This is a genomic window from Mesosutterella porci (assembly GCF_022134585.1).
Taxonomy (GTDB): domain Bacteria; phylum Pseudomonadota; class Gammaproteobacteria; order Burkholderiales; family Burkholderiaceae_F; genus Mesosutterella; species Mesosutterella porci.
Genome location: NZ_JAKNCT010000008.1, coordinates 72,490 through 85,551, shown reverse-complemented (window position 1 = coordinate 85,551; position 13,062 = coordinate 72,490). Strand labels below are relative to the sequence as shown.

The window sequence follows — 13,062 nt, the reverse complement described above, 5'->3', positions numbered from 1 at the left end:
GCTTTACTTCCCGGCGTCAACCTGCAGCGCGAGCCCGACCCGCTCGACGTTCGCCTTCTGCAGGCTCTTCATCACCGCAATCACGCGGTCGTACTTCACGTCGCGGTCAGCCGAGATCACCACGGGCACGGGCTGCCCCGCGGCAGACTCCGCCCTGCGGACGGCGTCAACCAGGGCGGGCATGTCCGTGTCATTCACGCGGCCTCCCTCCTTCATCGACAGCGACCCGTCGGCCTTCACAATGACGGAGATGACCCGGTCGGGGGCCTTCGAGGCCTTCGCCACGGTGGGGAGATTGACGACCGAGGGCTCCACGAACGGGGCGGAGACCATCAGAATGACCACAAGCACCAGCATCACGTCGATGTAAGGCACGACGTTGATTTCCGCCATGACGCGGCGGCGGGTGTTGCTGTCGGGGCGCAGTGAACTCATGGCCGTCAGCTCCTCTGCCGCTCAAGGATGTTGAGGAACTCCTCCGTGAAGGCGTCGAACCGGTTGAAAAGCCGGTTGGTGTGGGTCGCGTAAAAGTTGTAGGCGGCCACGGCCGGAATGGCGGCGAAAAGGCCGATGGCCGTGGCGACCAGCGCTTCGGCGATGCCCGGGGCCACAACGGCGAGGGAGACGTTGGTGAGGTTGGACAGCCCCGTGAAGGCGTTCATCACGCCCCAGACCGTGCCGAACAGCCCGATGTAGGGAGACACCGAGCCGATCGAGGCTAGCACGGAAAGGCCGTTTTCCAGGCTGTCCATCTCACGCTGGTAGACCGCTCTCATCGCGCGCTTCACGCCGTCGAGCACGTGCGCGGCGTCGATCCCGCGCTCCCGCAGCTTCGCGAATTCGCTCATTCCGGCCGCGAAGATCTTTTCCTCCGGGCCGCTTTTGTCGCGGCGCATCTGCGCCCCCTCGTAGAGCTTTGAGAGCTCCGCACCGCCCCAGAACCTGCGCTCGAAGTCATCGGTCGCCTTCTGGGCGCGCCGCACCTGGAACCATTTCTGGAAAATCAGGGTCCAGCTCACCACCGACAGGGCGATCAGAATGAAAAGCACCACCTTCACCACCAGGGAGGCGTGCAGGATCAGCGTAATGATGGACAGATTTGCGTTCGGCGTCATTTCAGGGCCTGTCTATGGGCATGCAGGGGCTCGGTCAGCTCCGGCAGCATCGCATTGTAAAAAGGTTTGGGAAAAGGGCGGGGGGCCTTGGAGGCGGGATCCACGAAGGCGCAGCGCACCGCCCCTTCGGTGAGCAGCTCCTCGCCGCGCCAGATGTCCTGCTCGAGCTCGCAGGTGGCATGGCGCATCCGCACAAGCCTCGAGCGCACGACGAGCTCATCCTCCAGCACGGCCGGCCGGCGGAAGCTGATCGAGAGATCCACCACCACGATCACTCCGTCGGCGGCCATCTCAGTCTGGGAAAGGCCCAGGCTGCGGATCGCCTCGCTTCGCGCCCGTTCCATGAACTTGATGTAGTTCGCATGGTAAACCACGCCCCCCGCATCGGTGTCCTCCCACTGGACGCGGACCGGGTAGGTGAACTGCTTGTCAGATGCCATTGCGCACCCCGGAAAATCCTTCTGCTTGAGAAAGTGCGCTCAGTATAGGACGGAGCGGATCCCTGCGGAGCGCGGTTAACAATAAGAAACCTTTCTGTCCGTACCGCGGCCGCAGGCTCCGCGGAGCACGGGGGCGCCCGAGGCGCAGAGGCGGGCCGCTCAGGCGGCGGACCGCTAAACTAGAGAGCCGTCAGCCTAGAAACCCCGGTTCACAGGAAAAAGCAACTTCTCATGGCTCAGTCCCTTCGCGCCCGCTTTCAACGCCTTGCCAGGCCGGCCGCCCTCGCGGCCGCCTGCGCGGCGCTTGCGCTCGCCGTCTCCTGTAGCGCTCCGGTGAATTCTCCGCGCCCGGGCGAGTCGGGGCTCGAGAACACGCTCTACTCGCCCTTTTCCGGCCGCAGCCCCAAAACGCTCGACCCGGCGGTCTCCTACTCCTCGGACGAAACCGCCTACACCTACAGCATCTACGAGCCGCCCTACCAGTACCACTACCTGAAGCGGCCCTACGAGGTGGTGCCCCGGTCGGCCGCCGAAGTGCGCCCCCCGCAGTACTACGACGCCTCGGGCCGCAGGCTGCCCGGGAACGCTCCTCCGGCCCTCATCGCCGAGAGCCGCTACGTCATCCCGATCAAGAAGGGCATCCTGTTCGCGCCCCATCCCTGCTTCGCGCAGGGCCCCGGCGGGGAGCTGCTCTACGCGAACCTGCCCGAGAAGGACGCCGCGAAGCTCAAAAGCCCGCTGGAGCTGCCCGGGCGCGGAACGCGCGAGCTCACGGCCGAGGACTTTGTCTACGGAATCAAGCGGATCGCCTCCCGGCGGGTCGTGAGCCCCGCCTTTTCGGTGCTTGCAGACCACATCATCGGGCTGCGTGAAATGAACCGGGCGATCTCCCGGGAGGAAGACCGCCTGACCAGGCAGACCGGGCGGCGCCCCCGCTTCCTTGACCTGCGGCGGATCGCCTTTCCCGGCGGCGGCGTGAAGGCGCTTGACCGCTACACGCTCGAGATCCGCGTCAAGGGCAAATACCCGCAGTTCAAGTACTGGCTCACCATGACCTTTTTCGCGCCGATGCCCTGGGAGGCCGAGCTTTTCTACTCGAACCCGGGCTTTGCCGAGAACAGCATCGGGCTGGCCTGGTGGCCGGTCGGAACCGGCCCCTACATGATGGAACGCTTCGAGGAAAACCGCCTGCACAGCATGGTGCGCAATCCCAACTTCCGGGGCGAGCCCTACCCCTGCGAGGGCGAGCCCGGTGACCGCGAGGCGGGGCTGCTCGCCGACTGCGGCAGACCCACGCCCTTCATCGACCGGATCGTCTTCACGATCGAGAAAGAGGCGATCCCGCTGAAGACCAAGTTCCTGCAGGGCTACTACGACAGCCCCGCCATCGACCGCTCCGACACCGGTCAGGGGTTCCTCATCGAGGCCGCGGACTCGCCCGAGAAGTCCCGCGAATACGAGAGCAAGAAAATCCGCTTCCCGCGCTCGCCCGACCTCTCCAACTGGTATCTGGGCTTCAACATGCTCGACCCCGTGGTGGGCGCGGGCCGCACGCCGGAGCAAGCCGCGCGGCACCGGGCGCTGCGCCAGGCCATCTCCATTGCAATCGACTGGGAGGAGGCGATCTCCATTTTCCAGAAGGATCAGGCGCTCGCCCTGATGGGGCCGCTGCCGCCGGGGCTGCGGGCGGGGCAGCCCGCCGGCCAGCCGGAGATCAACCCCGTCGTCTACAGGCGCGGCGCGGGAGGACGCCCCGTGCGCAGGACGCTCGGGGAGGCGCGGGCCCTGATGGCCCGGGCGGGCTACCCGGGCGGACGAGACTCGGCCACGGGCCGCCCGCTCGTGCTCGCCCTGGACTACCAGCAGGCGGCTTCGGGCAGCCGCCAGCTCCTTGACTGGTACCGCAAGCAGTTTGCCAAGCTGGGCATCCAGCTCGAGATCCGGGCGACCGACTACAACCGCTTCCAGGACAAGATGATCCGGGGCGCCGCGCAGATCTTCCTCTGGGGATGGAGCGCGGACTATCCCGACCCCGAGAACTTCCTGTTCCTGCTCTACGGCCCCAATGCCAAGGCGGTGACGGGCGGCAGCGGGGAAAACGCCGCCAACTACCGCTCGGCGGCCTACGACCGCCTCTTCGAGGCGATGCGCTTCGAGGACGACGGCCCGCGCAAGGACGCCCTGGTCGCAGCCATGGTGCGGACCGTCCAGGAAGACGCGCCCTGGAGCTTCGGCTACACGCCGCTTTCCGCCGCCGCTTATCATCAGTGGGTGCTCAACGCAAAGCCCTCCTCCATGATCCGCAACACGCTCCCCTACCTGCGGCTCGACACCGCGCTGCGGGCCCGCCGGATCAGGGAATGGAACCGCCCGGTGTGGTGGCCCCTCCTGATCCTCGCCGCAGCCGCAGCCGCGGCCGCAGTCTCCGCGGCGCGGCTCGTGCACCGCCGCTCCGAACGGCTGGGCCGGGAGACTCGCCCATGATCCGATACCTGGCACGCCGGCTGGTCTACGGCTTCTTTATCCTGCTCGGCGTGAACCTCATCACCTTCGTGCTCTTTTTCGCAGTGAACACGCCCGACGACATGGCCCGGCTCGCCATCGGAGGCCGGTACGTGAGCGCCGAGGCGATCGCCGGCTGGAAGTCGGCCCACGGCTACGACAAGCCGCTTTTCTGGAACGACGCCGAGCAGGGCCTGGCCCGCGCCACCCGGACCATTTTCTGGGAGCGCTCCGTGCCGCTGCTGCGCTTTGACTTCGGCTCGAGCGACCGCGGCCGCAGCATCAACCGGGAAATCGCCGAGCGGGCCGGCCCGTCGCTCGCTCTCGCGCTGCCCACATTCCTGCTCTCGGTGGGGGCCACGACGTCGCTCGCGCTGCTGCTCGTGCTTTTCCGCCGCACCCGGGCCGAACGGCGGGGGCTTGTCGCCTGCGTTTTCCTCATGTCGGTATCGAGCCTCTTTTACATCATCTTCGGGCAGTGGCTCTTCGCACGCGTGCTACGTCTGGTTCCCATCTCGGGCTTCGGCAGCGGCTGGCACCTCGCTGTGTTCCTCATCCTGCCGGTCGCGATCGGGGTGCTGTCGCGGCTCGGCTCCGACACGCTGTTCTACCGCACCATGTTCCTCGAGGAAATCGGCCGGGACTATGTCCGAACCGCCCAGGCCAAGGGCCTGTCGGAGATGCGGGTGCTGTTCACGCACGTACTCCGCAACGCCATGCTGCCCATCATCACGTCTACCGTGGCCGCGATTCCGCTGCTTTTCATGGGATCGCTCGTGATGGAAAGCTTCTTCGGCATCCCGGGCCTGGGCAGCTACACGATCGATGCGATCAACGAGCAGGACTTCTCCATCGTCCGCGCCATGGTCTTTCTCGGCACCGCGCTTTACATCGCGGGGCTCATCCTCACCGACATCGCCTACACCCTGGCCGACCCCCGGGTGAGGCTGGAGTGAGCAGGGAGGAGGCAATGCCGCTTTTTGTTTTCCTGCCGACCGACGCCGTGATGTGGCTGCTTGTCGCGGGCCTCCTCCTCGCGGTTTTTTCCGCACGCCGCAGCCCCCGCGCGCGGCAGCGCTGGGGCGAGGTGTTCTCGGGCCGCACGGCACAGGCGTGCGCAGTCGTGCTCGCGTTCTTTCTGGCCATCGCCCTGGCCGACTCCGTGCACTTCCGTGCGAGGCTGCCCGCCCAGGGGGCGGGCGGCCCCGTTTATGCAGCGGCCGCCGAGTCGCTGCTCGACCACTCGCTCGGCTCCTGGATCGCGGGCCGCGAGCGAAGCTACTCCTCGCCCTTCTCAAGCCGCGAGTTCGACCGCTCGTCTGACCCCGCCTCGGGCTCCGTCCGCCGCTTCCGCCAGCCGCTGCGCGGCGTCACCCCCCGGGCCTTCAGCGGCTCCGGGCGCCGCGCCGACCTCCTGCGCCGGGGGGCCTGCGGGCTGCTGGCCGGAGCGCTTCTCGGAGGGCTTGTCCTTCTCATCCCCGCGGCCGTCTCCGCCAGGCGCCGGAAGAGCTCCCTCGCGCAGGCCGCCCGCGCTCTGCTGGGCTCGCGCGGCGGCTTCATCGCCGCCTCGGCGCTGCTGCTCGCGGGCAGCGCCCTCGTCCTCGCCTTCTGGGGCGGCTACCACCCGCTCGGCACCGACAGGACCGGCAACGACGTGCTCTACCAGGCGCTCAAGAGCCTCCGGACCGCCTTCGCCCTCGGCACCCTCGCCACGCTCGCGATGCTGCCCTTCGCGCTTGTGCTGGGCATCGCCGCGGGCTACTTCAAAGGCTGGGTGGACGACCTGGTACAGTACGTCTACACCACGATCTCCTCCATTCCCTCCGTGCTCCTGATCGCGGCCTGCGTGCTGATGATCCAGGTCTTCATCGACCGGCGCCCTGACCTCCTTCCGACCTCGCTCGAGCGCGCCGATGCGAAACTCTTTTTCATCGCGGTCATCATCGGCGTGACGAGCTGGGCGCCGCTTGCAAGGCTGCTGCGCGCCGAAACCCTCAAGCTCTCCGGTCTCGACTTCATTACGGCCTCGGTCGCCTGCGGCACGCCGGCCTGGAAGATCATGGCGCGGCACCTCCTGCCCAACGTGCTGCACATCGTGCTCATCGTCTCAGTCATCGGATTTTCCGACATCGTCCTCTACGAAGCCGTGCTGTCCTACATCGGGGTGGGCGTCGACCCCTCGATGAACTCCTTCGGGTCCATGATCAACGCGGCCCGCAGCGAAATGTCGCGCACCCCGGCCGTCTGGTGGAATCTCGCCGCGGCCTTCATGTTCATGGTCGCGATCGTGCTGAGCGCGAACCTCCTCGCCTCGGCGGTCCGGGACGCCTTCGACCCGAGGACGGCAAAGGGAGGCCGCAGATGACGCAGCAGCCGCTTCTCGAAGTGAGGAACCTCACGGTGAGCATCGCCGCCGCGGACCGCCGCGTCACGCCGGTCGACGGCGTGAGCTTTTCGCTGCACCGCGGCGAAACCCTCGCGCTCGTGGGCGAGTCCGGCTGCGGCAAGTCACTCACCGCCTTGTCGGTCATGAGGCTGCTGCCGGAAGCGGCCGTGATCACAAGCGGCGAGGTGAGGCTCGCGGGCGAAGACCTCCTCGCCCTGCCCGAATACCGCATGCAGGACGTGCGCGGACGCCGGATCGGCCTGGTGTTTCAGGAACCCTCCACCTCGCTCAACCCTGTGATGACGGTCGGGAACCAGATCGGCGAGGTTCTGCGCCGGCACTTCCGGCTCACCCGCTCCGAGGCCCGCCGCGGCGCCGTCAAGTGGCTCGGGCGCGTGGGGATCCCGGAGCCGGAGCGCCGGGCGGCGGCCTATCCCTTCGAACTCTCGGGCGGGCAGAAGCAGCGCTGCATGATCGCCATGGCGCTCGCGGGCAGACCCGACGTGCTCATAGCCGACGAGCCTACGACGGCGCTCGACGTGACGCTGCAGCGCCAGATCCTCGACCTCCTCCTGCGCCTGAAGCGCGAGACCGGCCTCGCGCTGCTGCTGATCACCCACGACCTCTCCGTGGTGAGGCAGACCGCCGACCGGGTGGCCCTCATGTATGCGGGGCAGATCGTGGAGAAAGCCCCCGCCGATGAGTTCTTCGCGAACCCGCGCCATCCTTACGCGCGGCAGCTTCTCAGGGCCATGCCGAACCTCTCCGCCCGCGGCTCTCCGCTCGAGGGCATTCCCGGGACCGTGCCGGTGCTCGACCACGAATTCCGGGGCTGCCGGTTCGCGCCGCGCTGCCTGTGGGAGCAGCAGCGGTGCCGCAGCGAGCGGCCGCGTCTCCTGCCGTCCGGCCCGGGGCGCTGGTGCGCCTGCCTGAGGCCGGAGCTGCCGGAGGCGACGGGCGGGGCCGCGGACATCCGCGCGGTGCAGGGGGACGGGCCGGAAAAATCTCCCCCCGAGCCCGTCCTTGAAGTCTCGGAGTGCCGGGTCGCCTTCCCGCTGCGGCGCCGCTTTCCGGATTTCAGATCCCGCGCCTTCAGGGCGGTGGACGGCGTCTCGCTGCGCCTCTGCCGGGGCGAGACGCTTGCGCTCGTGGGCGAGTCCGGCAGCGGCAAGACCACTCTGGGGAAGGCCGTCCTGAGGCTGCTTCCCTCCCGGGCCCGGATCTCGGGCTCGGTCCGGATCGGAGGCTGCGAGGTGCTCGAAGCGCGGGGCCGGGCGCTGCTGGCGCTGCGGCGCCGCGCGCAGATGGTTTTCCAGGACCCCTACTCCTCGCTCGACCCGAGGATGACGGTCGAGGAGACGCTGCTCGAGGCGCTCGTGAATCTGAGGCCGGATCTCGATGCGGACGCGCGGCGCGCGAGGATGCGGCGCCTTCTTGACCTCGTGGGACTCGGGGAGACGGCTCTCGCGCGCTACCCCCACGAATTCTCGGGCGGCCAGCGCCAGCGCATCTCGATCGCCCGCGCGCTCGCCCCGGGGCCGCAGCTGCTGGTCTGCGACGAGCCCACCTCCGCGCTCGACGTTTCCGTGCAGGCCCAGATACTCAACCTTCTGTCCGACATCCGGCGCGAGACTTCGACCGCCTGTCTGCTCATCACGCACAACTTCGGAGTGGTCGAGTACACGGCCGACAGGATATGCGTCATGAAAAGCGGCCGGATCGTGGAGTCGGGCGAGGCGAGGGACGTGCTCGAGCACCCCTGCGACGACTACACGAAGGCGCTGCTCGCGGCCGTCCCGTCCATCGGGAGGCGCTCCTGAGAAGAAGGACCTGCGCGCAGGATGGTCTTCAGAAGAGGGTTTTCTGGGCGGCCGGACGCGGCTCAAAGCCGAAGTGCCGGTAGGCCGCCTCGGTGGCCATGCGCCCGCGGGGCGTTCTGAGGACGAAGCCCTGCTGGATGAGATAAGGCTCCACCACGAATTCAAGCGTGTCGCCGTCCTCGCCCACCGCCGCGGCGAGATTGTCGATGCCGACAGGGCCGCCGGAGAATTTTTCTATGATGGCGCGCAGGAACCGCTGGTCGATCCCGTCGAGCCCGAGCTCGTCCACCCCGAGCAGCGCGAGAGCTTCGGAGGCGATTTCGCGGGTGATGACGCCCCCGTGCCTCACCTCGGCGTAGTCGCGGACCCGGCGCAGGAGCCTGTTGGCGATGCGCGGCGTGCCGCGGCTGCGGCGCGCGATCTCGGCGGCCCCCTCGGGCTCAATTTTCACCTTGAGCAGGGCGGCCGAGCGGTTCACAATCCGGGCGAGCTCCTCGGCGCTGTAGAACTGCAGCTGGTTGATGATCCCGAAGCGCGCCCTCAGGGGGCTTGTGAGCATACCGGTGCGGGTTGTCGCCCCGATGAGCGTGAAAGGCTGCAGGTCGAGCTTGATCGAGCGGGCCGCCGGGCCCTCCCCGATCATGATGTCGATCTGGAAATCCTCGAGCGCCGGATAGAGGATTTCCTCCACCACGTGCGAAAGGCGGTGGATCTCGTCGATGAAGAGAATGTCGCCGCGCTCAAGGTTGGTGAGGATGGCGGCGAGGTCCCCCGGCCTCTCGAGCACGGGGCCCGAGGTCTGCCGCAGGTCCACGCCCATTTCGTGTGCGATGATGTGCGCGAGCGTCGTTTTGCCCAGCCCCGGAGGCCCGAAGAGCAGCAGGTGGTCGAGCGGTTCTCCTCTTTTCTTGGCCGCCTCGATGAAGATGGAGAGCTGACTGCGCACCGACTCCTGGCCCACGTAGTCCTTGAGGGTTTTCGGCCGCAGCGCCCGGTCCACGTTCTCCTCGTTCGGAGAGGCGCTCGTAGCGGTCACAATGCGTTCAACGTTTTCCATAAAGCGATCCGTCCTGGAGGAGGCAAGGTTACACTTTCGAGCGCAGGGCGAGCCGTATGCCCTCGGCCGCGCTCACGCCCTTGGGCAGTCTTCTTGCGGCGGCCGCGGCGTCGCGCTCGCTGTAGCCCAGGGCGATGAGGCCGGCCGCCACGTCGGCCTGGACGCTGCCGGGCGCCGGCCCTTCCGGGGACGAGCCGGGCAGCCCCGGGGCGAGGCCGTCAAGCTTGCCCTTGAGCTCCAGCACGAGCCTTGCCGCGGTTTTCTTTCCGATGCCCGGCACCCGCGTGAGCAGGTCCGCCTCGCCCGCGGCGACCGCGGCGGCGAGATCCGCGACCGACAGGCTCGAAAGCACCGCAAGCGCCGTCTTGGCGCCGATGCCGCTCACCTTGACGAGGGTCTGGAAGGCCGCCTTCTCTTCCCGCGTGAGAAACCCGTAGAGCAGAATGGCGTCCTCGCGCACCTGCATCTGCACGTAAAGAGTGGCGCTCTTTCCCGTCGCGGGCAGCGCCGCAAGCGTCGACATCGGCACCGCGAGCTCGTAGCCCACGCCGCCCACGTCGAGAACTATGCCGGTAGTCTGGCGGTCGGCAACCACGCCCTTCAGCATCGCGATCATGGCTTTCTCTCCTCCATGCCTGTGATTTTCTGCGTCCAGGCCCGCCGCGCCGCCCTCGCTCCGCCGCAGGAGGTCGAGCGCGCCGCCCCGATCGAGGTCTTCGCTGCGCCCGCGGCCTCCACCATCCGGGCGGCCTGCGCGGCGCAGAGCGCGCAGGCGAGCGCATCGGCCGCATCGGCCTGCGGCGTCTCGGGCAGCGAAAAGACCATGACCATCATCGCGCGTATCTGGCTTTTCTGCGCGCGCCCCGAGCCCGTCACGGCCTGCTTGATCTCGGTCGGCGTGAACTCGGCCACCCGCAGCCCCGCGCAGGCCGCGCTCGCAAGCGCGGCGCCGCGAGCCTGCCCGAGCAGCAGCGTGGAGTTCGGGTTCACGTTCACAAACACCTTCTCGCAGGCCGCCATGTCAGGCGTGGTCTCGGCGATGATCTCCTGCAGCCGCCGGTAAATGACGGCCAGCCGCTGCGCGAGTTCGGACTTCGGGACGCGGATGACGCCCGCGGTCACCAGCCTTGCCTCGCCGGCGGCCGCGTCAATGACGCCGAAGCCCGTCCGGTTGAGCCCGGGGTCAATGCCTAGAATTCTCATGAAACGGCGCGCTCCATCAGAGGCGGGGCTCACCAGGGCCTGCCGCCCATGCCGGGAAAGCCCCCGCCCCCGAAGGGCATGCGGCCGCCGGCCATGCGAAGCAGCCGCGAGAGCCCGCCCTTTTTCATGCGCTTCATCACCTCCGTCATCTGCTCGTACTGCTTGAGCAGCTTGTTCACTTCCTGCACGGGCAGCCCCGCGCCGGCGGCGATGCGCTTCTTGCGGCTCGCCTTGATGAGGTCCGGATGGCGCCTCTCCTGCGGAGTCATCGAGTCGATGATGCCGATGGTGCGCCGGATCATCCGGTCAGCATCCTCGTCGGAAACGTTCGCCTTGGCGGCCGCCTCCTGCATCGAGGCCGGCAGCTTGTCGATCAGGCTCGAGACGCTGCCCATCGAGCGCATCTGCACCATCTGGTCGCGGAAATCGTTGAGGTCCATGCGCCCGTTCCTGCGCATGCGCTCGGCCACCTTGCGGGCCTTTTCCGCATCGATCGAGCTCGTCACGTCCTTCACGAGGGAGACGATGTCGCCCATGCCGAGGATGCGGCCGGCCATCGCCTCGGGATTGAACTCGTCGAAGCCCCCGAGTTTCTCGCCCGTCCCCACGAACTTGATCGGCAGGCCGGTCACCTCGCGGACGGAGAGCGCCGCGCCGCCCCTCGAGTCGCCGTCAAGCTTCGTGAGCACGATGCCGGTGAGCGGCAGCCGCTCGTTGAAGACCCGGGCGGTGTTCACCGCGTCCTGGCCTGTCATGGCGTCGACCACGAAATAGGTCTCGATCGGATGCAGGAAAGCCGAAAGGTCGGAGACCTCCTGCATCATCTTCTCGTCGATCGACAGCCGGCCGGCCGTGTCGACGATCAGCACGTCCGCAAAATGCAGCTTCGCGTAGTCGAGGGCGGCCCGCGCAATATCAAGGGGCTTCTGCTCGGTGGTGCTCGGGAACCAGTCGGCGCCGGCCTGCTCGGAGACCATCTTCAGCTGCTCGATGGCGGCCGGCCGGTAGACGTCGGCCGACACGGTGACGACCTTCTTTTTCATGCTGTCCTTCAGCCACTTCGCAAGCTTCCCCGCGGTGGTCGTCTTGCCCGCGCCCTGCAGGCCTGCCAGCAGGATCACAGCCGGGGGCGTGCAGGCGAGGTTGATCCTGCGCTGCTTCTCGGGCAGGTCTCCGCCAATCACGGCGGTGAGCTCCTGCTGCACGATCCCGACGAGAGCCTGGCCCGGGTTGAGGCTGCCGACGACCTCCTGGCCGAGGGCTTTCTCCTTGATGCGGTTCGTCAGGGTCCGCACGACCGGCAGCGCCACATCGGCTTCAAGCAGCGCCAGCCGCACCTCGCGCAGCATCTCTTTGGAGTTTGCCTCGGTAATGCGGGCCTGGCCGCGCATCGTCTTGACCACTTTGGCCAGACGCTGGGTAAGAGTATCAAGCATGGTGATGAATCAAAGGCTTTATTTGAAGGAAGGCGCCTGGGGGAAAAGCCGCACGGCCCTCCCGTCCTGGGAATGAGGCCCGGCCAGCGCCCTGCACGTGATGTGCATTCTAAAGGTTCGCAGCGCCTTTAGGCAGGCCCTCAGGCGGGGCCCGCCGCCGCGCCGCCGCGAGCCTCGGAGCGGCGCCGGCAAATAGCCTACAATGAGCCCAAAGCAACTTTTCGATGCTCCTGCCGAGGCGGTCCGGCTGTCCTCGCCGCAGGGCACCTCCACACGATGATGACAGGCACTCTTCTGACGGTTTTGGCGGCCCTCGCATACGCCGGCTGCGGCGCAGTCGCGCTCAGCTCGCTGTGGAAGCGCGGCGGACGGGCTCCGGCCTGGCTTCTTGCCGGCATTCTCGCGACTCTCGTCCTCCACTCGGCGGGCGTGAGCCGGCAGATCTTCCACGATGGCGGCATCTTCTTCGGGTTCGGCCCGGCGGTCTCCGCTTCCATGCTCTTCGCGGTGGCGATTCTCTCGATCGTCTCCTGCTTTCAGCGCATCGGCCCGGTGTTCGGCATTGTCCTGATCGCGGCGGCCGCCGCGGCGCTGCTGCCGGCCGCATTTCCGGGCGAGCCGATGAACGCCGCGCTGTGGACGCCGCTTTTCCGCGTCCATCTCAGCCTCGGGCTGATCACCTACGGGCTGCTCGCCACGGCGATCATCCAGGCGGTGCTGATGCAGCTGCAGGACAGCCGCTTCCGCCGCTCGCCCGATCCCGTCCCGCAGCGCGGGATTCTTTCGAACCTGCCGTCCATCCTTTCGATGGAAAAGGTTCTCTTCTATATACTCTGGACGGGTTTTGCGACGCTCACCGCGCTGCTGATCACGGGCTTTTTCGTCACGCAGGAAGCCTATGGCGTGTGGCTGCACTTCGACCACAAGACATTCCTCACCTGGGCGAGCTGGCTGTGCTGCGCGGTGCTGCTGGCCGGTCACAGGCTGCTCGGCTGGCGGGGCTCCACCGCGCTCAAGTGGTGCTGGATCCTCTGCGCGGTCTACCTTGTCGCCTACCTGGGCTACACCTTCCTCATTGAAGTCTTTATCGACTGAGCGGAGCT

At 67.5% G+C, this 13,062-nt stretch carries 12 protein-coding genes; 5 read left to right on the top strand and 7 right to left on the bottom strand.

What is annotated here, in order from left to right; translation table 11 throughout:
- Positions 1 to 3 precede the first annotated feature (3 nt).
- The 3 genes from MAF45_RS07535 to MAF45_RS07525 are packed head-to-tail and all read right to left on the bottom strand — an operon-like array spanning position 4 to position 1,555.
- Positions 4 to 435 carry a biopolymer transporter ExbD gene (locus MAF45_RS07535; protein ID WP_237979023.1) on the bottom strand — a complete coding sequence of 144 codons (432 nt, stop codon included), beginning with the start codon at positions 433 to 435 and terminating at the stop codon, positions 4 to 6.
- 5 nt (positions 436 to 440) lie between these two features.
- The gene (gene tolQ, locus MAF45_RS07530; RefSeq protein WP_237979022.1) at positions 441 to 1,115 is read right to left on the bottom strand and encodes a protein TolQ; all 675 of its coding nucleotides are present in this window, start codon (positions 1,113 to 1,115) and stop codon (positions 441 to 443) included.
- A complete protein-coding gene (locus tag MAF45_RS07525) occupies positions 1,112 to 1,555 on the bottom strand; it encodes a YbgC/FadM family acyl-CoA thioesterase (RefSeq protein ID WP_237979021.1) in 444 nt (147 codons plus the stop codon). Before MAF45_RS07525 ends, tolQ begins: the two co-directional genes overlap by 4 nt.
- A gap of 231 nt (positions 1,556 to 1,786) precedes the next feature.
- Between MAF45_RS07525 and MAF45_RS07520 the strand changes: the two genes are divergently transcribed.
- The 4 genes from MAF45_RS07520 to MAF45_RS07505 are packed head-to-tail and all read left to right on the top strand — an operon-like array spanning position 1,787 to position 8,263.
- Complete coding sequence (locus MAF45_RS07520) at positions 1,787 to 4,039, top strand: ABC transporter substrate-binding protein (protein WP_237979020.1); 2,253 nt, start codon at positions 1,787 to 1,789, stop codon at positions 4,037 to 4,039.
- A complete protein-coding gene (locus tag MAF45_RS07515) occupies positions 4,036 to 5,013 on the top strand; it encodes an ABC transporter permease (RefSeq protein ID WP_237979019.1) in 978 nt (325 codons plus the stop codon). The genes MAF45_RS07520 and MAF45_RS07515 overlap by 4 nt, the downstream gene beginning before the upstream one ends.
- A gap of 14 nt (positions 5,014 to 5,027) precedes the next feature.
- Positions 5,028 to 6,422, top strand: a complete 1,395-nt coding sequence (locus MAF45_RS07510; protein WP_237979018.1) for an ABC transporter permease — start codon at positions 5,028 to 5,030, stop codon at positions 6,420 to 6,422.
- The gene (locus tag MAF45_RS07505; protein WP_237979017.1) at positions 6,419 to 8,263 is read left to right on the top strand and encodes an ABC transporter ATP-binding protein; all 1,845 of its coding nucleotides are present in this window, start codon (positions 6,419 to 6,421) and stop codon (positions 8,261 to 8,263) included. Before MAF45_RS07510 ends, MAF45_RS07505 begins: the two co-directional genes overlap by 4 nt.
- 28 nt (positions 8,264 to 8,291) lie before the next feature.
- Here MAF45_RS07505 and ruvB read toward each other — a convergent pair whose 3' ends face one another.
- From ruvB to ffh, 4 genes are read right to left on the bottom strand one after another with little or no spacing between them, the layout of a single operon-like run.
- A complete protein-coding gene (gene ruvB, locus MAF45_RS07500) occupies positions 8,292 to 9,320 on the bottom strand; it encodes a Holliday junction branch migration DNA helicase RuvB (protein ID WP_237979016.1) in 1,029 nt (342 codons plus the stop codon).
- 28 nt (positions 9,321 to 9,348) lie between these two features.
- Entirely contained in the window at positions 9,349 to 9,936 is a 588-nt protein-coding gene (gene ruvA, locus MAF45_RS07495) for a Holliday junction branch migration protein RuvA (RefSeq protein ID WP_237979015.1), read from the bottom strand.
- Complete coding sequence (ruvC, locus tag MAF45_RS07490) at positions 9,933 to 10,523, bottom strand: crossover junction endodeoxyribonuclease RuvC (RefSeq protein WP_237979014.1); 591 nt, start codon at positions 10,521 to 10,523, stop codon at positions 9,933 to 9,935. The genes ruvA and ruvC overlap by 4 nt, the downstream gene beginning before the upstream one ends.
- Before the next feature lie 29 nt (positions 10,524 to 10,552).
- Positions 10,553 to 11,959 (bottom strand): signal recognition particle protein, encoded by a 1,407-nt coding sequence (gene ffh / locus MAF45_RS07485; RefSeq protein ID WP_237979013.1) that lies wholly within the window; start codon positions 11,957 to 11,959, stop codon positions 10,553 to 10,555.
- Between the two features lie 276 nt (positions 11,960 to 12,235).
- Here ffh and MAF45_RS07480 point away from each other — a divergent pair, with 276 nt between their 5' ends.
- On the top strand, positions 12,236 to 13,054 hold the full coding sequence (locus tag MAF45_RS07480; protein ID WP_237979012.1) for a cytochrome C assembly family protein: 819 nt from the start codon (positions 12,236 to 12,238) through the stop codon (positions 13,052 to 13,054).
- Positions 13,055 to 13,062: the final 8 nt, after the last annotated feature.

What these genes read in the sequence shown, in the direction of transcription:
- ruvA (WP_237979015.1), bottom strand. Translation starts at nt 9,936, where the DNA reads ATGATCGCGATGCTGAAGGGCGTGGTTGCCGACCGCCAGACTACCGGC.
- MAF45_RS07535 (WP_237979023.1), bottom strand. Translation starts at nt 435, where the DNA reads ATGAGTTCACTGCGCCCCGACAGCAACACCCGCCGCCGCGTCATGGCG.
- ffh (WP_237979013.1), bottom strand. Translation starts at nt 11,959, where the DNA reads ATGCTTGATACTCTTACCCAGCGTCTGGCCAAAGTGGTCAAGACGATG.
- ruvC (WP_237979014.1), bottom strand. Translation starts at nt 10,523, where the DNA reads ATGAGAATTCTAGGCATTGACCCCGGGCTCAACCGGACGGGCTTCGGC.
- ruvB (WP_237979016.1), bottom strand. Translation starts at nt 9,320, where the DNA reads ATGGAAAACGTTGAACGCATTGTGACCGCTACGAGCGCCTCTCCGAAC.
- MAF45_RS07505 (WP_237979017.1), top strand. Translation starts at nt 6,419, where the DNA reads ATGACGCAGCAGCCGCTTCTCGAAGTGAGGAACCTCACGGTGAGCATC.
- MAF45_RS07515 (WP_237979019.1), top strand. Translation starts at nt 4,036, where the DNA reads ATGATCCGATACCTGGCACGCCGGCTGGTCTACGGCTTCTTTATCCTG.
- MAF45_RS07480 (WP_237979012.1), top strand. Translation starts at nt 12,236, where the DNA reads ATGATGACAGGCACTCTTCTGACGGTTTTGGCGGCCCTCGCATACGCC.
- MAF45_RS07510 (WP_237979018.1), top strand. Translation starts at nt 5,028, where the DNA reads ATGCCGCTTTTTGTTTTCCTGCCGACCGACGCCGTGATGTGGCTGCTT.
- tolQ (WP_237979022.1), bottom strand. Translation starts at nt 1,115, where the DNA reads ATGACGCCGAACGCAAATCTGTCCATCATTACGCTGATCCTGCACGCC.
- MAF45_RS07525 (WP_237979021.1), bottom strand. Translation starts at nt 1,555, where the DNA reads ATGGCATCTGACAAGCAGTTCACCTACCCGGTCCGCGTCCAGTGGGAG.
- MAF45_RS07520 (WP_237979020.1), top strand. Translation starts at nt 1,787, where the DNA reads ATGGCTCAGTCCCTTCGCGCCCGCTTTCAACGCCTTGCCAGGCCGGCC.